Annotated in this window: 18 protein-coding genes; 10 read left to right on the forward strand and 8 right to left on the reverse strand. The window is 63.4% G+C overall.

From position 1 onward, the window contains the following. The first annotated feature begins 190 nt into the window (after positions 1-190). The 3 genes from ABIE53_RS09115 to ABIE53_RS09125 all read left to right on the forward strand — a co-directional run bounded on the left by ABIE53_RS09115 (position 191) and on the right by ABIE53_RS09125 (position 1,651). On the forward strand, positions 191-388 hold the full coding sequence (locus tag ABIE53_RS09115) for a hypothetical protein (RefSeq protein WP_006051067.1): 198 nt from the start codon (positions 191-193) through the stop codon (positions 386-388). Between the two features lie 48 nt (positions 389-436). Further along, positions 437-604, forward strand: coding sequence for a hypothetical protein (locus tag ABIE53_RS09120; RefSeq protein ID WP_192698892.1), 168 nt, complete (start codon positions 437-439; stop codon positions 602-604). Positions 605-736: 132 nt separating this feature from the next. After that, positions 737-1,651 carry a LysR family transcriptional regulator gene (locus ABIE53_RS09125; RefSeq protein WP_006051065.1) on the forward strand — a complete coding sequence of 305 codons (915 nt, stop codon included), beginning with the start codon at positions 737-739 and terminating at the stop codon, positions 1,649-1,651. Between the two features lie 45 nt (positions 1,652-1,696). Here the strand turns inward: ABIE53_RS09125 and madM are convergent, their stop codons facing one another. From madM to ABIE53_RS09140, 3 genes are all read right to left on the reverse strand, one after another. Beyond that, entirely contained in the window at positions 1,697-2,464 is a 768-nt protein-coding gene (madM, locus tag ABIE53_RS09130; RefSeq protein WP_006051064.1) for a malonate transporter subunit MadM, read from the reverse strand. Between the two features lie 14 nt (positions 2,465-2,478). Further along, the gene (gene madL / locus ABIE53_RS09135; protein WP_006051063.1) at positions 2,479-2,874 is read right to left on the reverse strand and encodes a malonate transporter subunit MadL; all 396 of its coding nucleotides are present in this window, start codon (positions 2,872-2,874) and stop codon (positions 2,479-2,481) included. 257 nt (positions 2,875-3,131) lie between these two features. Next, entirely contained in the window at positions 3,132-3,959 is an 828-nt protein-coding gene (locus tag ABIE53_RS09140) for an AraC family transcriptional regulator (RefSeq protein ID WP_107708346.1), read from the reverse strand. Positions 3,960-4,054: 95 nt separating this feature from the next. Here ABIE53_RS09140 and ABIE53_RS09145 point away from each other — a divergent pair, with 95 nt between their 5' ends. Both ABIE53_RS09145 and ABIE53_RS09150 read left to right on the forward strand, forming a co-directional pair. Beyond that, positions 4,055-4,339, forward strand: coding sequence for a hypothetical protein (locus ABIE53_RS09145; protein ID WP_107708344.1), 285 nt, complete (start codon positions 4,055-4,057; stop codon positions 4,337-4,339). Next, entirely contained in the window at positions 4,336-5,298 is a 963-nt protein-coding gene (locus ABIE53_RS09150) for a quinone oxidoreductase family protein (protein WP_107708342.1), read from the forward strand. Before ABIE53_RS09145 ends, ABIE53_RS09150 begins: the two co-directional genes overlap by 4 nt. Positions 5,299-5,329: 31 nt before the next feature. Here the strand turns inward: ABIE53_RS09150 and ABIE53_RS09155 are convergent, their stop codons facing one another. From ABIE53_RS09155 to ABIE53_RS09175, 5 genes are all read right to left on the reverse strand, one after another. After that, positions 5,330-6,286 (reverse strand): ABC transporter permease, encoded by a 957-nt coding sequence (locus ABIE53_RS09155; protein WP_053857943.1) that lies wholly within the window; start codon positions 6,284-6,286, stop codon positions 5,330-5,332. Positions 6,287-6,291: 5 nt separating this feature from the next. Continuing rightward, positions 6,292-7,272, reverse strand: coding sequence for an ABC transporter permease (locus tag ABIE53_RS09160; RefSeq protein ID WP_107708340.1), 981 nt, complete (start codon positions 7,270-7,272; stop codon positions 6,292-6,294). Further along, a complete protein-coding gene (locus ABIE53_RS09165; protein WP_107708338.1) occupies positions 7,262-8,824 on the reverse strand; it encodes a sugar ABC transporter ATP-binding protein in 1,563 nt (520 codons plus the stop codon). The genes ABIE53_RS09160 and ABIE53_RS09165 overlap by 11 nt, the downstream gene beginning before the upstream one ends. An 83-nt stretch (positions 8,825-8,907) precedes the next feature. Further along, complete coding sequence (locus tag ABIE53_RS09170) at positions 8,908-9,918, reverse strand: ABC transporter substrate-binding protein (protein WP_006051055.1); 1,011 nt, start codon at positions 9,916-9,918, stop codon at positions 8,908-8,910. A gap of 108 nt (positions 9,919-10,026) precedes the next feature. Next, positions 10,027-11,124, reverse strand: coding sequence for a LacI family DNA-binding transcriptional regulator (locus ABIE53_RS09175; RefSeq protein ID WP_006051054.1), 1,098 nt, complete (start codon positions 11,122-11,124; stop codon positions 10,027-10,029). Between the two features lie 165 nt (positions 11,125-11,289). On the opposite strand from ABIE53_RS09175, the gene ABIE53_RS09180 reads away from it, so the two are divergent. The 5 genes from ABIE53_RS09180 to ABIE53_RS09200 all read left to right on the forward strand — a co-directional run bounded on the left by ABIE53_RS09180 (position 11,290) and on the right by ABIE53_RS09200 (position 16,900). After that, the gene (locus tag ABIE53_RS09180; protein ID WP_114156066.1) at positions 11,290-12,078 is read left to right on the forward strand and encodes a phytanoyl-CoA dioxygenase family protein; all 789 of its coding nucleotides are present in this window, start codon (positions 11,290-11,292) and stop codon (positions 12,076-12,078) included. A 284-nt stretch (positions 12,079-12,362) separates the two neighbouring features. Next, positions 12,363-14,231 (forward strand): serine hydrolase domain-containing protein, encoded by a 1,869-nt coding sequence (locus ABIE53_RS09185; RefSeq protein ID WP_114156067.1) that lies wholly within the window; start codon positions 12,363-12,365, stop codon positions 14,229-14,231. A gap of 102 nt (positions 14,232-14,333) precedes the next feature. Further along, complete coding sequence (locus ABIE53_RS09190) at positions 14,334-14,771, forward strand: MarR family winged helix-turn-helix transcriptional regulator (RefSeq protein WP_107708334.1); 438 nt, start codon at positions 14,334-14,336, stop codon at positions 14,769-14,771. Between the two features lie 151 nt (positions 14,772-14,922). Next, a complete protein-coding gene (locus ABIE53_RS09195; protein ID WP_107708332.1) occupies positions 14,923-15,360 on the forward strand; it encodes a MarR family winged helix-turn-helix transcriptional regulator in 438 nt (145 codons plus the stop codon). Between the two features lie 37 nt (positions 15,361-15,397). Continuing rightward, positions 15,398-16,900 (forward strand): efflux transporter outer membrane subunit, encoded by a 1,503-nt coding sequence (locus tag ABIE53_RS09200; RefSeq protein WP_006051049.1) that lies wholly within the window; start codon positions 15,398-15,400, stop codon positions 16,898-16,900. Positions 16,901-16,934: the final 34 nt, after the last annotated feature.

Raw genomic sequence — 16,934 nt, forward strand, 5'->3', positions numbered from 1 at the left:
GCCCCCCCACGCCGATCCATTTATTCATGCGGCGGAATTGCATCATTTCAGTTTACAATTATTTCCCCGGCGCATCGCTGCCGCAAACAATATAAAGCGGAAAGACTTCCCGCCATTTTATCTTTTCAGATAGACCGGCCGGTAATTGATTCTTCCGTCTGCATTAATAGAACATTGGAGAGAGACAACTATGCTAAGCCCCAAGGAGTTTGCCACCCTCATGTTGGTCAAGGCTGCTCCGGATCAGATCGATATGTGTCGCGAAGAACTCGACACGCTGCTTGAACGGCAACTCGTCGCACTCGAAGACCTCGCTTCCGGACACCAGCGCCTGCATGTCACTTGTGCAGGTCATTCCATGCTCAACGCGGTGGCGCGCAAACGCTAGGCGGCGAACCTCTCATCGTTGCATCGAAATATTGACGAGAAAGTAGTCATGGACGAACAACTGGTAAGCATCGTAATGGGCTGCGCGGTGCTCGCGACAGGCATCATCTTCGCGGTCGGCCACTATCGGCGGGAGCATCGCCGCGCACAATTGCTGCGCCAACTCGACCACGCGCCCGTGTGGAACTGGTTGCGGCATCATCAGCATCGCCACTGACAACGCGGCCAGCCCCGACGTGACGTATGCAGGCACGCGCCGCAAGCTCGCCGGCGCGTGAGGGATTAACGCTATTTGCAGCAGGCGCGCACGAGCCGATAATGGACGGTTCCGACCGTTCCATAGCTCGACATGCGCGACCGAATCGACGACGAAATCACCTTTCGTAAACTGGAAGTGCTGCTCGCCTTCATGCAAACCGGCAGTCTCGCGAAGGCGGCCGAAGCGCTGAACGTGAGCACGGTCAGCGTGCATCGCGCGTTGCATTCGCTCGAACAGGGCGTGCGCTGCGCGCTGTTTCGCCACGAAGGCCGCAATCTCAGATCGACCGACGCGGCGCAAATGCTCGCCGACGTCGCGCAGGAAGTCATCACGCTGATGTCCGACGGCATTCGTGCGACGCGCGAAGCGGCGGGCTATTCATCGGACCGGTTGAAGATCGGCTCGCTCTATTCGCTGACCATCAGGACGGTGCCGGGCATCGTCGTCGACATCAAGGTGCGGCGGCCCGCGCTTCAGGTCGAACTCGTGCTCGGCCCGAATGCCGAACTGATCGAGAAGCTCAAGCAGGGCGCCATCGACGCCGCGCTGATGGCCTTGCCCGACGCCGAGCCCGAGATCGAATCCATTCCGCTTTTCGAAGACGACATTTTCTTTGCCGCGCCCGCCAACTCGCCGTATGCCAATCTCGAAGCGGTCGATCTGCGCGACTGCCGTGACGAAACTTTCGTCTCGCTCGGCGAGGGCTTTGCGACCTATCACGGCTTTCAGGAAGCGTTTCGCGTCGCGGAGTTCACGCCCAACGTGACCATGCGAGTCGGCGACATTTTCTCGCTGATGAACCTCGTGAGCGGCGGCGTCGGCTATACGCTGTTGCCGGGCCGCGTGCGTGACGTGTTCGGCGACAAGGTCCAACTCATCGCGCTCAAACCGCCATACCGGATGCGCCAGACCATCGGCGTGAGTTTTTTGCGGGCGCGCGAGCGCGACCCGAATCTCCTCGCGCTGATGGCCGTGTGCCGTCTTCGTACGCGAAACGAAGGCTAAACGAAGGCTGACACATAAACCAGGGCTGCGCATTTGCGTCGCCGCTCAGCCGCCGACCAGCGCGCGCGTCGCGAAGAACAGCAGCGACGGTCCAAGCAGGCAGCCCACGCCTGTATGAAACGTGGCGATCAGCGCACCGTAAGGCACGAGCCGCCGGTCGGTCGCCGCGAGTCCCGCGCTCACGCCGCTGACCGTGCCCGCGAGGCCGCCGAAAATCATCGCCGAGCGCGGCGTCTTGAGGCCCATGAAGTTGGCCGCGAGCGGCGTGCCGATCATCACGATGATCGCCTTGATGAGACCCGTTGCAATGCTGAGCGCGATCACGTCGGAGCTCGCGCCGATCGCCGCGCCCGTCACCGGTCCGACGATGTACGTGACCGCGCCGGCGCCGATGGTCGTCATGCTGACCGCATCGGTATAGCCGAACGCATGCGCGACGCTTGCGCCCACGATAAACGGCAGCACCGTGCCGAGCAGCAGCGACAGCACGCCGATGAGCCCGGCCTTGCGCGCTTCGGTGGCCTGCACTTCGAAGGCCGTCGCGACGATCGCGAAGTCACGCAGCATCGCGCCGCCCATCAAGCCGACGCCCGCGAACAGCGGCAAATCGGCGAGACCTTTCTGACCCGCGGTGAACGCGCCGCCGAAGTACGCGAGCACGAGGCCGATCACGATGGCGATCGCCGAGCCGTGCACGCGCCCGAACGTGAGCTTGCGCGAGATCATCGACGACACCCACATGATGAGTCCCACGAGCGCGAACGCAGTGACGAGGCCGTTTTGTATCAGTACTTTGTCGATCATATGGATCATGGCTGGCTCCTGCGTCAGATCTCTTCGGGTTGCGGGCTGCTGATGAACGAGGTGCTGTCGCGTCCGGTGCGCGAGAGCACCGCGATGCACACGGCGCACACAGCCACCGCGCCCAACGCGGAAAGCAGCGCGACCGGTCCGCCCTTGAGCGCGGCAACCACGTTCTGATTCGCCGCCATCGCGACGACGACGGGGATGTACATCGCGCCCCAGAAGCCGACGCCGGCCTCGGTTTCTTTCGGCAGCAGTCCTTTGCCGTGCAGATAGAGCCGCAGGAAAATCAGCAGCAGCATCGCGATGCCGACACCGCCGACGTTGGTCTTGACGCCGATCGCGACCCCGAGCAGATCGCCGAGAAAGAGTCCCGCAAGGTGGCAGAAAGCGAGCAGCGCCGTTCCGTAGATGATCATCTGTTGTCTCCTGTCGACCGCGGTCGACTCTCTTGCTTTAGTGTCTTACCCGCGTTTTGTGCAAGGGCTGCTGACGGGTGGGGTTGACCGCTTACGAGCCAGCATTGCGTGCACAACGCGGCTCTTTAGGGCATGGCCGAGTCTATGGGACACAGAGACCCGGTTTCAATCACCTTCGGCAAGCATTTGTTATCGCGAGGCTAACGATTCGCGGCAAGAAGCGGTGAAAGCAGCGTGGGGCGGGGACGTGGCGCGGTTTAGGGGTTTTCCCTCGCGCGAGACGCGGCGCAGCCCGGTTCTTGATTTGACGTCGCCGCCGCCGCATAGCGCCCCGGTGTGGTCCCGGTCGCGCGCCTGAACATGTCGATAAACGCGCTCACGTTTTCATAGCCGAGTTCGAGCGCGATCGTCGTCACGCTGACGCCCTCGGCGACGAGTTCCAGCGCGCGAAGCAGGCGCGCCTGCGCGCGCCACTGCGCAAAGCTGAGTCCCGTCTCGGCGACGAAGCGCCGGCTCAGCGTGCGCGGCGACAGTCCCGCCCACTCGGCCCATTCCTCGAGACGTCGCGAGTCGGAAAGATCGGCGGCCAGCGCGTCGGTGATACGCATGAGCCGCGGGTCTTCCGGGCTCGGCAAATTCAGCGACTCGGCCTTCGACGCCGCCAGTTCATCCATGATGACTTCGGCAACCCGCGCCTGCTGCGCATCGAGCAATGCGCCGGTCCAGCTCGCCGCGCGGCGCACGGCCGCGCGCAGCAAAGGCGTCGTGCGGATCGCCCGCGGTTGCGTGGGCAACCCGGCACACCGCTCCTCGGCAATGAACACGCTCCAGCCGGAAAACGGACCATGCGAGCGCATCGAATGCTCGCAATACGGCGGCACCCATATGGCGTAAATGGCGGGCGCGACCCATTGCTGCCGGCCCACGCCGACCGACGCGAGGCCGCTCAACGCGCCCATCAACTGCCCGCGTGCATGCGCGTGCGAGGCCACTTCGCGGGACGCCCGTTGTGTGAGTTCTCCCGCCATCAGAAAGGGCACGTCAGGCGCTGTGAGCAGTTCTGGACGAATCAGCGGAATAGTCATGGCTCGAAATCCGTATCGAATGGCATTTATACCTGAGACGACCCGGCACTGCATCTCTAGACTGAACTCACTACCACTTCGAGGAGTTCATCACGATGCGAGCCGAACACATTCTTCCCGACCATGCCGATTCCGTCGATGTCGGCGGCGTGACGATTCGCAAGGGCACGATCGCGGCCTTTTTTGCCAATGCGCGTGTGTGGACCGATCCCACCGCAAGCGAGACCGCACGCGGCCAGGCCGCCGCCGATATTCGCGAGGCGCTGCCGGCGTTGCGCGCGTCCGGCCTGTTCGACTTCGTGATGATTCGCGATCCACAGTTGCGCGAGTGGATCGATAGCGGGGCACCGACTCATTCGGCTACCGAGGCGCGGTCATGAAAGCAGCGGTCGTCATGCAAGCCGGTCAGATGCCGGTGTATTCGGACATCGACGAGCCCGCGCCCGCGGAAGGTCACGCGATAATCGACGTGGAGGCTTCGGCGCTCAGTCACATCACGCGCGGCAGGGCGTCCGGCACGCACTATTCGTCATCGGCGCGTCTGCCGTTCGTCGCGGGCATCGACGGTGTGGGCCGCCGCCGCGAGGACGGCAAGCGCGTCTATTTCTTCGCGCCGAAGGAGCCGTCAGGCGGCCTGGCCGAGCGAACCGTCGTCGCGCAAAGCCAGTGCATCGAAATCCCCGAGACGCTCGATCCCGTCCTGGCTGCGGCGATGGCGATTCCCGGCATGTCGTCGTGGGCAGCGCTCGCCGAACGCGCGCACTTCGCTCGCGGCGAGACCGTGTTGATCAACGGCGCGACAGGTGCGTCGGGACGGCTGGCTGTGCAGATCGCCAGACATCTCGGGGCCGCGAAGGTGATCGCCACAGGGCGGCATCCGCAGACGCTCAGCACGCTTGCATCCGTGGGCGCGGATTACGTGCTTTCGCTCGATCAGGAAGAGTCCGCATTGCAGCGCGCGCTCGAGCCTCACTTTCATGAAGGTGTGGACGTGGTGCTCGATTACCTCTGGGGCGCCAGCGCGCTCACGCTGCTGACGGGCGCGGCGCGGTCGCTTCCGGGTGGTTATCCGATGCGCTTCGTGCAGATCGGCTCGGTTGGCGGCGCAACCATCTCGCTGCCGGGCGCGGCGCTGCGTGCATCGGCGATTATGTTGATGGGCAGCGGAATTGGCAGCATTCCTCTCGAGCGGCTGTTCAACGCGACGCGCGAGGTGTTGCATGCCGCGATTCCATCCCGCTTCGAGATTGCCACGCAGGCCGTTCCTCTCGCCGAACTTGCGACGCATTGGAACGAAAGCGGCAGCCGCTTGCGCACCGTCTTCACGATGCAAGGCTAACCGGCGGCTGCGCTGCGGCTGCGGCTGCGACTCAATGCGCCAGCTTCACCGCGCCGCGATTGCGGTTCAGCACGCGCGCCTGCAACACGATGACAAGCAGCAGGAACATGCCGCGAATCACCGACTGCCAGTAAGCCGACAAGCTGATATAGCCGAGCCCGTTCTCGAAGTTGAGCAGATTGAAAACGAGCGCGAGCAGTGCGACGCCCGCAATCGTCATCGCAATCGAGCCTTCGCCGCCCGTCAGCCGTGTGCCGCCGAGCACGACCGCCGAGATCGCGAACAGCTCCCAGCCGACGCCCTCGTTGGGCTGCCCCGCGCCGAACTGCGCGGCGAGAATGCTGCCGGCAATGCCCGCGAGCAAACCGCTCACCGCATACACGGCGACCAGCGTGCGATCCACGTTGAGCCCCATGAGCCGCGACGCTTCCTCGCTGCCGCCGATAGCCAGCGCATGCCGCCCGAAGCGCGACGAGCGCAGCGCGATCCAGCCGAGAATCGCAGCGACTGCCGACACGATGCCCGGAATCGGCAAGCCGAACAGATCGCCCTGGCCGAAGCCCGCAAAGCTCGAATCGGACGCGATGCCGACCGCGTCGTTGTGACCGAGCAGCAGCGCGAGACCATGCGCGCCGAGACTCGTCGCGAGCGTGACGATGAACGGCAGAATACGCATGCGCGTGATGACGAGTCCGTTGAGCACGCCGACAGCAAGCCCTGCTAACGATCCCGCCAGCACCGCGGCCACGCCGCCATGCGGACTCGCCAGCGCCGACACGACACTCGCGAGCGCCGCCACCGCGCCTACCGAAAGATCGATGCCGCCCGTGATGATGACGAACGCCATGCCGATCGAGATCAGCAGGAACATCGAGTTGTAGCGCCAAAAGGAAAGCACGTTGTACGCGTCGGCGAAATGCTCGTAGCGCGTCACGCCTAGCACGAGCAGCGCTACGAGTGCGCTGATAATGGGCAGATTCTTCTTCATAAGCGTCAGCCTCGCTTGCGTTGCACGTACACCGCGACGATGATGATCGCCGCCTTGAGCACCAGCGCCGCCGCATCCGGAATGCCGTGCGCGAGCAGCGTGTAACGCAGCAACTGGATGATGAGCGCGCCGATCAGCGTGCCGGTGATATACGCCTTGCCGCCTGTCAACGCCGTGCCGCCGACGGCCACCGCCGCGATCGCATCCAACTCGACGCCCAGACCGATGACGTTCGCATCCGACGACGAATTCACCGAAATCGAAATCAGACCGGCGAGTCCGGCGAGCGCCGCGCAGACGGTATAGGCGATCATCTTCACGCGCACGGTCGGAATGCCCGACAGATACGCCGCGTCTTCATTGCCGCCCGTCACCAGCAGATACTTGCCGAACAGCGTCTTGCGCACGATCCACGTAAATACGGCGACGAGCGCGAGCATCAACAGAATCTGGAAGGGCACGCCCGCGACCTTGCCGAGCGCGATCCATTGAAACGCCGGATTGGAGAAGGCTTGCAGGCTGCCGTCGGTGACGACCTGCGCGATGCCGCGTCCCGCGATGAACAGCACCAACGTCGCGACGATCGGCTGCACGCGAAGCCGCGTGACGAGCAGGCCGTTGAACACGCCGCATAGCGCGGCCGCGACGATCGGCAGCGTGAAGGCGAGGGCAATGCCGGGCGGCCCCGCGATGTTCATAAAGAGCATCGGCGCGACCGCGCCGGCAATCGCCATCGACGCGCCCACCGACAGATCGATGCCGCCTGTGGCCACCACCAGCGTCATGCCGATGCCGACGATCACGATCGTCACCACTTGCGTCAAGTTGACGTTGAAGGTTTGCAGCGACACGAAGTGCGGCGTGAAAAGCAGATTGAAGACGATCATCGCGACGAGCACGACGATCTCGCGCTGAATCGCGACGCCGCGTTTTTTCCTCGCGGGCGCCTGAACGATTTGCGCCGCGCGCTGCGTATCATCGATCATGTTTGGCTTCCTCCACCGCTTCGGCCAGCGTCGACCGCTCGCCCGCGCCGTGTGCGATTGCGTCCATGATCGAGGCCTCGTTCATCTGCGCGCCGTCGAGCTGCGCGACGGTCTGTCCATCGCGGATAACGACTGCGCGATCCGCGACCGCCGTGAGCTCTTCGAGTTCCGAGGCCGACAGCAGCACCGCCAGCCCCGAATCGCGCAGTTCGCGCACGATCTTCGCGACGTCGGCCTTCGCGCCGACGTCGATGCCGCGCGTCGGTTCATCCAGCAGCAGCAGACGCGGATGCGTCGCGAGCCAGCGCGCGAGCAGCACCTTCTGCTGATTGCCGCCCGAGAGTTCGCGGATCGGCTGATCGGCGGAACGCAGCTTGATGCCGAGCGACTCGATAAAGCCATCGACAATTTCTTTCTGCCGCGCGACATCCACGATGCCGCGTTTCGTGAGCGCGGGCAGACACACGAGCGTGAGGTTGTCGCGCACCGACAACTCCGGCACGATGCCTTCGGCCTTGCGGTCTTCGGTCAGATACGCGACGCCATGCGCGATCGCATCTTTCGGCGATTTCCATGCGACGGTCTCGCCATTCATCGACAGCGTGCCTTTCTCCGGACGATCCGCGCCGAACAGCAAACGCATCGTCTCCGTGCGGCCCGAGCCGAGCAGTCCGGCGAGGCCGACGGCTTCGCCCGCGTGCACGTCGAGCGACACGTCCGCGACTTTTGCGCCGGCCGACAGTCCTTGCGCACTCAGCGCGAGGCCGCCGCGCTTCGCGAGATTCGCTTCCTTGACCGCGCTGTCTTCGTGGACGACGGCGGCGAGCGTGCGGCCGAGCATCGTCGTGACGAGCCTGAGCTTGTCCATGTCCTGCATCGCGCTTTCGGCGACGGTTTGCCCGTCGCGCATCACGGTGACGCGATCGCACAACGCATACAGTTCGTCCAGCCGATGCGAGACGAAGATCACCGCGCGTCCGTCATCGCGAAGACGGCGCACGACGCTGAACAGCAACTCGACTTCGCGTTCATCGAGCGACGAGGTGGACTCGTCCATGATGACCATCTTCGCATCCGACGACACCGCGCGCGCGAGCGCGACCATCTGCTGAATCGCTGTGGAATATTCGCGCACGGGCTTCTTCACATCGATCTTCAGTCCGAACGATTCGAGCAGTTCGTCCGCGCGGCGCTGCACGGTTTTCCAGTCGATCAGGCCGAAGCGGCGCGGCTCGCGTCCGAGAAAGATGTTCTCCGCGACCGAGCGGAACGGCACCAGATTGATCTCCTGATAGATCGTGCTGATACCCGCTTCGCGCGCTTCCTTCGGCGTGCGGAAATCGGCTTCGCGTCCGTCGAAGCGAATCGTGCCCGCGCTTTTCCGATACGCGCCGGTGAGGATCTTGATGAGCGTCGATTTGCCCGCGCCGTTCTGCCCGATCAGCGCATGCACTTCACCCGCCGTTACGGTCAGCCGCGCGCGTTTCAACGCGGCGACACCGCCGAAAGAGATGTCGATGTCCTGCATGTCGAGCAACGGAGCTTGAGCCATCGTGCGTCATCCATCATCGAAAGAACTGAAACGACAAAGCGGGCGCTTTGGAAAAAGCGCCCGCGAAGGCACAGAGCTGTCGCTCAATAGCCGTACTGCATGCTCGCGTCGACGTTGCTCTTGTCATAGAAGCGATCGGAGACCTTGACCCACGGCGGGATCGTTTCGCCTTTCGCGTACTTCTGCGCGACGTCGCAGGCGAGCGGTCCGAAGAACGGGCTCGATTGCACGCTCGCGCCGAGTTCGCCGGCCTTGATCGCTTCGAGTCCGCCCTTGGTGCCGTCGATTGTCACGATCTGGATGTCCTTGCCCGGCTGCTTGCCCGCGGCCTTGATCGCGGCGATCGCGCCGAGCGCCATTTCGTCGTTGTGCGCATAGACGGCGGTCACGTCGGGATGCGCCTGCAACAGCGTCTCCATCACCTGGCGGCCCTTGTCGCGTGCAAAGTCGCCGCTTTGCGATGCAACGATCTTCATGCCCGGATTCTTGGCGATGACTTCATCGAAGCCTTTCTTGCGATCGTTCGCGGCGGACGCGCCCGTCGAGCCTTCGAGTTCGATGATGGTCGCCTTGCCATTGGTCGCCTTGATGAGCCAGTCGGCGGCGCGCTGTCCCTGGTCGATGAAGTCGGAACCGATGAACGTGATGTAGTCCTTGCCGGCTTTCGCCATCGACTGATCGACGTTGCGGTCGACGAGAATCACCGGAATGCCGGCCTTTTTCGCCTGCATGATGACGGGCACGAGCGGCTTCTCTTCACGCGGCGGGAACACGAGCAGATCGACGTGCTGCGCGATCATGCTTTGAATGTCCGCGACCTGCTTGGCGGCCGAACTGTTCGCGTCGGTCATGACCATCTGCCAGCCGCACTTCGAGGCGATCTCCTTGAAGCTTCTCGTCTCCGCAAGCCGCCACGGGTTATTGCTTTCCGTCTGCGCGAAGCCGACTCTCAGCGGCTTCTTGTTTGGGATCTTCGGCAGCGCGTCGTCCGCGGCATGCGCGATGCCGAAGCCGGCGGAAAAGGTGAGCGCAGCGAGTGCGATAAACGATGCAGCGATCGGGCGCAGGCCCGTTTTCTTTGTGAGCGACAGCATGTCTTCCTCCGATAAGGATGGTTTGCCTCTTCTTGTCAATGCCGATGCTTGTGATGCCCGGTCTACTGCGTGCTGCGAGAGCGCCAGCTAGAGAGCTAGATGCACTGGCTAGTCGTTAATATTATTAATAGCGAGTTGCTTCGTTTCGGCGATGACCTTGACCGAGCCGCGCTCGATCAACGGTCCGTCGAGCTTGACCGTGCGACGCCGCACGGGCGCGCCCGCCGCGCGGTTGTGTTCTTCCTGCAAGAGCGTGTCGACCGCCCATTTGCCAAGCTCGTAGTTCGGCAACACGACGGTCGATAGCGGCGGATGCGTGTGCCGCGCGATTTCCTGATCGTCGTAGCCGAGCACGGACACATCGTCGGGCACGCGCAGGCCGAGCTGCTTGAGCGCTTCGATGGCGCCGAGCGCCATCAGATCGTTGGCGCAGAAAATGGCCGTCGGCGGATTCGGCTCGCGCATCAGCGAGAGCGTTTCCTCGAAGCCGGTCGCCGGTCCCCAGTCGCCTTCGCGCACGAGTTCCGGCGCGAACGGCAAATCGGCCGTCGCCAAAGCCGTGCGATAACCCTTCAAACGATCGCGCGCCGCATCCTGCCACGGCTCGCCGTTGATATAACCGATCCGCCTGTGTCCCGCCGCGAGCAGATAGTCTGTCGCCGTGTGGCCGCCCGCGACTTCGGCGGGCACCACCGACGACACATCGGCATCGCTCGAATAGCAGTTGAGCAGCACGGTCGGCACGCGCGCGAGCGCCGCGGGTACGGTCACGCGGCGGGTGTACACGGTCGCGTAGATCACGCCGAGCACGTTCGCATTGCCGAGCGTCGCTTCGAGCACGCGGGCTTCGATCTCCGCGTTGCCGTGCGTCGAATACACCGCGAGCATGCGGCCGTGAGCGAACGCGGCATCGCGCGCGCCGTCGATGCTGACGACCGGATGCGGGCTCGTGGAGATCTCATCGGCGAGATAGACGATCAGGTTGCGTTCGCCCTGTGCCGTGTCGAACGAGGGCAGCGCGCTCGTTTCGCGCTGCGTCATCCGGTAGCCGAGTTCCTGGGCCGCGCGCAGTACCTTGTCGCGCGTGGCGTCGGAGAACTTCGCGCCGCTCGCGTTGTTGAGCACGAGTGAAACCGTCGATTGCGAGACTCCGGTGAGCTTCGCAATGTCGGTCATGGTAGGGCGGCGTTGGGTCGTCTTCTTCATGGGCTTGCCGGCTGGAGTGCAGCAAACTTACCACTAATATTAGCGATGAACAACGCGCATCGGCGCCCATTCGATCGGGGTTTTCACCGAGTATTACTAATAATATTGACGACCCAAAGCGACGCATGCGATTCTTTTTTGCAAACCGACATGGAGGAGACGCGCATGGCCCGTTACGACGAAAGCACGAGAGACGCACTCGCGGATGCGTTCAACCGCGACGGCTTCGTGCTGTTGCGCAATCACTTTCCGCGCGCGACGATCGAAGCGTGGCGCGACGCATTCGCGCCGCTGCTCGAGCCTCATGTCGAATCGGACGCGAACGGCAATCGCGGCCCCGGCCGCTATTACGTGACGCTGCCGTTCGAAGGCCTCTTTGCCGATCCGGCCATTGTCTGCGATGAAGACATCGTCGGTATCGTGGAGCGTGTGGCGGGCCACGATCCGGTGATGTGCCAGCTTGCCACCGATACGCCGGTGCTCGGCTCGCAGTTCCAGGACTGGCATCGCGATACGCCGCCGCTCTTTGACGACGCGCCGGAAACGCCGTCGTTTCAGCTTGCGGTCAACTTCCCGCTCGTGGATGTCGACGATAGCAATGGGCCGCTCGAGACGACGCGCGGCACGCATCGCATCTCGCGGGAAGAAGCATTGGAAGGTCTGGAAGCGGGGCGCTTCCGAGCCGAGCGCGTGCCGATGCAGGTCGGCGACGTGATGATCCGCGACGTGCGCGGGCTGCATCGCGGCACGCCGAATCTGACCGGCGTGCCGCGTCCGATGGTCGTGATCGGCTATAGCCGCGGGTGGTATTTCCGGCCGGAAGTGCATATCGACGTGCCGCGCAAGGTGCTCGCCGAACTGCCGCCGCGCGCGCGGCGTTTGTTGCGCTTTAATCCGGTCGTCGAAGAAACCGCGCGCACCTTCGATGAAAACTACCGGCAATTTGCTTATTGAGCGCGTATTGAGCGGCGAGGCGCAAGGACGCTCTATTGAGCCATAGCTTCGCAGCATCTCGACACGCCGCTATTCGCGCACGCGCCGCGCAGCTATGATTGGAGCAGGGCGGCGCCTGGCCTATTCAAAAGCGCCGTCCCGCTGCGTCGAAACTGGTGAAGATTGTGTTTGCCGCGTTGGCGGCTCGTGGTTGAAGAAAGCGGTTGAACAAAGCGGTTGAACAAGCGGTTGAACAAAGCGCCTTTTGCAGGTCCTGGAAACAAACCAGAACGAAGGGGAATGCCGTGGCCAGCTACGATCGCAATCACGAGGTTCCGTTCAACACAGGCCGGCGGCAGTTTCTCGGCTACACCGGCGCCGGCGTGCTCGCCGCGATGCTGCCCGGTTGCGGCAGCGACGAGGTGCAGTCGACGCCTTATCAGCAGACCATTGCACTCGGTCAGCAGATGATCCAGCAGGTCGTCAGCGATCCGTCGACTCCCGTCGCGGCAATCTCCGTCGCGATGGTCAAGGGCAACGCGGTGGTCTGGCAGCAGGCGTTCGGTGTGGCGTCGGTGCCGGGGCAGATCAAGGCGACGCCGCAAACGCGCTTTAACATCGGCTCCGTCAGCAAGCTGTTCCCGGCGCTGGCGGCGGCGATCCTCGTCGACCGCGGGCTCATCACGCTGGACACGCCGATCGTCAAATATCTGCCGGCCTTCACGATGCTGTCGCCGGAATACGCGCGAATCACCACGCGTCATCTGCTGTCGCACGCATCCGGTTTGCCCGGCACGAACGGGCGCAATCTCTTCACGTTTGAGCCGGTCGCCGGTTACGCCGCCGACACGCAAGCCGAACTCGCCAACTCGCATCTGAAGCATTTGCCCGGCGAGCTGGCCGTCTATTGCAACGACGGCTTCACGATGGTCGAGCAGATCGTGCTCGCCGTGACGGGCCGGAGTTTCGCGGACTTCGTGCAGTCGGAGATTCTCGCGCCGCTGAAGATGACGCACTCCAGCTATCTGACGAGTGTGCCGTCCGATGGATCGTTCTCGCTGCCGTACGTGAAGGGCGCGCAGCATCAGGAATTCGTCAATGCGTACGCGACCGGCGGACTGAGTTCGACACCCGTCGACATGATGAATCTCGCGCAGATGATCTACGGCGGCGGCGTCTTCCAGGGACAGCGCATCGTGTCCGCGGCGGGCATCGCGGAGATGGGCGCCGACCAGACGAAAAGCCTGACGATCAACCCGTCGCCGGAATGGCGCTGGGGTCTGGGCTGGGACAGCGTGGTCCAGCCCGCGCTCAACGCCGCAGGCGTGCTCGGCTGGGAGAAGGACGGCGGCACGGCGTTCTACTCGACCGAATTTTTCGTCGTCCCCAATGCGAAGTTCGCGCTGATGGTGACCGGCAATGCCGGATACAACGCGCGTGCGATTGCCGAAACGCTGGTGCTGTCGGCGCTGAAGGAAGACGGCACGATCGCGTCGCTGCCGGCGAAGCTCGCCAACACGGCGCCGCCGGCCGCATCGGGGCCGGGCATCGCGGGCGGCGCCGGCATTTACGGCAATTCCGATTCGCCGTATCAGGTGCTCGCCAATGCGAACGGCAGTCTGCAGATCAACCAGTGGGACGCCGATACGCGAGGCTGGGCCGAGATCGGCGCATACCAGTACCGCAGCGACGGCTGGTGGTGGAGCGCTGCCGATACGGCGTCGTACCGCTTCACCGTCGTGTCGGGCAACGACAGCGAGGGCAATGCATTCAACTATCGCTATCTGATGAAGCGGGTCGTGCCGGGCGCGGGCTACGCGTATCTGACGCTGCCGGTCGGCCAGCAACTCGCACCGCTGGCGCCGCTCGACAGCGCGTGGCAGCAACGCGTCGGCACGCAATGGACCTTGACCAACGATTCGCCGAGCGCCGTGCCGATTGTCGTTCTTGGCAATCCGCCGGCGTTTTTCGCGACCCTGGCTGAACTTCCCGGCTACGTGCTGTTCGGCAACGAAGATCTTCGCTACGAACTGTTCGTGCCGGTGAGCGATACGCTCGGCGGCATGTCGGTTAAAGTGCCGGGCAACTTCGGACGCGACCTGTACGAGATTCGCTTTGCGTCGCCTGGCGCGACGACGCTGACGATCGGCAGTTCGATTTACGCTCGTATCTGACGCTGAGTGCGCGCACCGCGGTAAACCGAACGCCGATGTCCCGAGGCCTGATTTGATAATATCTGATTGGTCAGTTATATCGGATCATTCAGGAGGCCTCGCGTGCGTCACTACACCAAAAACAATTTCAGGCTGACGGAGAGCGTGGGCTTCCAGTTGGTGAAGGCGCGCAACCTGATCGTCGCCGAAATGGACGCGGCGCTCAAGGAACTCGACATCTCCAGCCAGCAAATGGGCATCATGCTGACGCTTCGCCAGCGCCTCGCGTCGACGCCGTTCGAGCTGTCGAAAATGCTCGCCATCGATACGGGCCTGATGACGCGCATGCTCGACAAGCTCGAAACCAAGGGCCTTTTGGTGCGCTCGCGCGACGAGACGGACCGCCGCGTGGTCAATCTTTCACTCACGAAAGAGGGCGCCGCCGTCGCCGATCAGATTCCTCACGTCGCGCCCGCTGTGCTGAACGCACGGCTGAACGACTTCACAAAATCCGAACTCGTTGAATTGCGCCGTTTGCTGCGTAAATTCCTGAGCGACTGAACGCGGCGCTCGCCGTCTGCTCCGTCTGCTTCGCCCGTGCCTCCGCAAAACTAAAGACTGTCGCCGCCAATGAAACAATGAGTTCCATGTGGCGCCGTTGATAGTATCTGACATGTCAACTATTGTGTCGGCAGGCAACGAGGAGCAACGCATGTCGCACTATTCAAAGGCTGACTTTCATTTGACGGATAGCGTCGGCTTTGCGATCAGCAAGGCGCGCAATCTGATGGCGATGCACATGGACGCGGCGGTGAAGGGCTTGAATGTGCGCGCGCATCACGTCGGCATTTTGCTGTCGCTACTGCAGGGCATCGACACGACACCGGCGGCGCTGTCGCGTCATCTGGGCGTCGATACCGGCCTGATGTCGCGCACGCTCGACAAACTCGAGACGCGGGGCCTGTTGACGCGCTCGCGCAGCACGGGCGACCGCCGCGTCGTCAACGTCGAACTCACGAAAGCGGGCCGCGACGTTGCGCTGCGTATCGCCGAGATTGTGCCGGATGTGCTGAATGCCCGGCTCGAAGGCTTCACTCGCGACGAATTCAATGAACTGCGCCGTCTGCTTGGCAAGTTTCTGAGCGACTGAGCGCTTTTTTTTAACCATATATCTGACAGGTCAGCAAATGAGAAACGAGTTAAAGAAAGAACGGCGCGCTTCACGGCTGCTGAAAGCGGGTGTGTCGATCATGTTTGCCGCGGTGCTGTCGGCGTGCGCGAATTATGCGGGCATCCACAGCGACGCAAAGACGGCCGGCCCGCAGCAGTACGCCACGCAACAAAGCATTCCCGCCGAACAAGGTCACTGGCCCGCCGCGGACTGGGCCGACCAGTTCGGCGACGCGCAACTGAAAGCGCTGATCGACGAAGCGCTGAAGAGCAGCCCGACGCTCGATCAGGCGCGCTCCCGCGTCTCGGCGGCCGCTGCTTATAGCGAAACCGCGAAGGCCGGCACGATGCCGCGCGTCGACGCGAGTTATTCGCTGACGCGTCAGCAATTCTCGGGCACGGCGCTCGTTCCGCCTCCGTACGGCGGCTCGTGGCAAACGGAAAACAAGGGCTTGTTGAATGCTTCATACGATCTCGATCTGTGGGGCAAGAATCGCGAAGCGCTGAAGGCCGCGATTTCGCAACTTCAAGCGAGTCAGGCCGATGCCGAGGTCGTGAAGCTGACGCTGACGACGTCGATTGCACGCACATACAACCAGCTTGCGCGCCTCTATCTGTTGCGCGACATCGCGCAGCAGGAGGTCACGCAGCGTGAGCAGATCGAGCGCATTACCGCGGGGCGCATTGCGACCGGGCTCGATACCGAAGTCGAACGCAAGACGGCGCAGGCCAATCTCGCGACGAGCCGTGCCGCGCTGAAGTCGCTCGACGGACAGATTCTCGCGACGCGCTACCAGATCGCCGCGCTGCTCGGTGCGGGCCCGGACCGCGGGTTGCAGATTGCGCGGCCGTCGCTCGGTCTCGGCGACGAAGTCCGTCTGCCCGACAACCTGCCCGCCGATCTTGTGAGCCGCCGCCCCGACATCGTGGCCGCGCGCTGGCGCGTCGACGCGATGACGCATGACGTGAAGGAAGCGAAGGCCGAGTTCTATCCCGACATCAACCTGAGCGCGGCAATCGGGCTCGACGCATTCGGCTTTGGCCGCTTTCTGACGGCGGCTAGCCGAACGGCATCGGCCGGCCCGGCAATTCACTTGCCGATCTTCGACGCAGGCGCACTGCGGGCGCAGTTGAAGGGCCGCTACGCCGACTTCGACTATGCGGTCGCGACCTACAACCAGACGCTCGTGACGGCGCTGAGCGAGGTCGCATCTCAACTGGCCAATGTGCGTTCGACCGATGCACAGCTTGTCGATGCACAGGCGGCACAGGACGCCGCGCGCGAGGCCGACAGACTCGCGCTCGTGCAATACAAGGCGGGCCTGACGAATCAACTGACCGTATTGAACGCCGACGTCAACGCGCTTTCCGCCGATCAGGCCGTGGCGAACCTGCGCATGAGCCGCCGCGATCAGCAGATTGCGCTGGCTTCCGCGCTTGGCGGCGGCTTCGTCGATACATCGAACACCGATGCGGGGCGCACGCAAGCATCGAACCCATCCGTTGACGCCGCGCGTTGAGCGGCCTTCCGAATAACCCACGACCGAATCTGCC

Source organism: Paraburkholderia sp. OAS925, assembly GCF_040543975.1.
GTDB lineage: Bacteria > Pseudomonadota > Gammaproteobacteria > Burkholderiales > Burkholderiaceae > Paraburkholderia > Paraburkholderia graminis.

Coding starts and splice junctions, on each gene's coding strand:
- ABIE53_RS09115 (WP_006051067.1), top strand. CDS start 191: ATGCTAAGCCCCAAGGAGTTTGCCACCCTCATGTTGGTCAAGGCTGCT.
- ABIE53_RS09120 (WP_192698892.1), top strand. CDS start 437: ATGGACGAACAACTGGTAAGCATCGTAATGGGCTGCGCGGTGCTCGCG.
- ABIE53_RS09125 (WP_006051065.1), top strand. CDS start 737: ATGCGCGACCGAATCGACGACGAAATCACCTTTCGTAAACTGGAAGTG.
- madM (WP_006051064.1), bottom strand. CDS start 2,464: ATGATCCATATGATCGACAAAGTACTGATACAAAACGGCCTCGTCACT.
- madL (WP_006051063.1), bottom strand. CDS start 2,874: ATGATCATCTACGGAACGGCGCTGCTCGCTTTCTGCCACCTTGCGGGA.
- ABIE53_RS09140 (WP_107708346.1), bottom strand. CDS start 3,959: ATGACTATTCCGCTGATTCGTCCAGAACTGCTCACAGCGCCTGACGTG.
- ABIE53_RS09145 (WP_107708344.1), top strand. CDS start 4,055: ATGCGAGCCGAACACATTCTTCCCGACCATGCCGATTCCGTCGATGTC.
- ABIE53_RS09150 (WP_107708342.1), top strand. CDS start 4,336: ATGAAAGCAGCGGTCGTCATGCAAGCCGGTCAGATGCCGGTGTATTCG.
- ABIE53_RS09155 (WP_053857943.1), bottom strand. CDS start 6,286: ATGAAGAAGAATCTGCCCATTATCAGCGCACTCGTAGCGCTGCTCGTG.
- ABIE53_RS09160 (WP_107708340.1), bottom strand. CDS start 7,272: ATGATCGATGATACGCAGCGCGCGGCGCAAATCGTTCAGGCGCCCGCG.
- ABIE53_RS09165 (WP_107708338.1), bottom strand. CDS start 8,824: ATGGCTCAAGCTCCGTTGCTCGACATGCAGGACATCGACATCTCTTTC.
- ABIE53_RS09170 (WP_006051055.1), bottom strand. CDS start 9,918: ATGCTGTCGCTCACAAAGAAAACGGGCCTGCGCCCGATCGCTGCATCG.
- ABIE53_RS09175 (WP_006051054.1), bottom strand. CDS start 11,124: ATGAAGAAGACGACCCAACGCCGCCCTACCATGACCGACATTGCGAAG.
- ABIE53_RS09180 (WP_114156066.1), top strand. CDS start 11,290: ATGGCCCGTTACGACGAAAGCACGAGAGACGCACTCGCGGATGCGTTC.
- ABIE53_RS09195 (WP_107708332.1), top strand. CDS start 14,923: ATGTCGCACTATTCAAAGGCTGACTTTCATTTGACGGATAGCGTCGGC.
- ABIE53_RS09200 (WP_006051049.1), top strand. CDS start 15,398: ATGAGAAACGAGTTAAAGAAAGAACGGCGCGCTTCACGGCTGCTGAAA.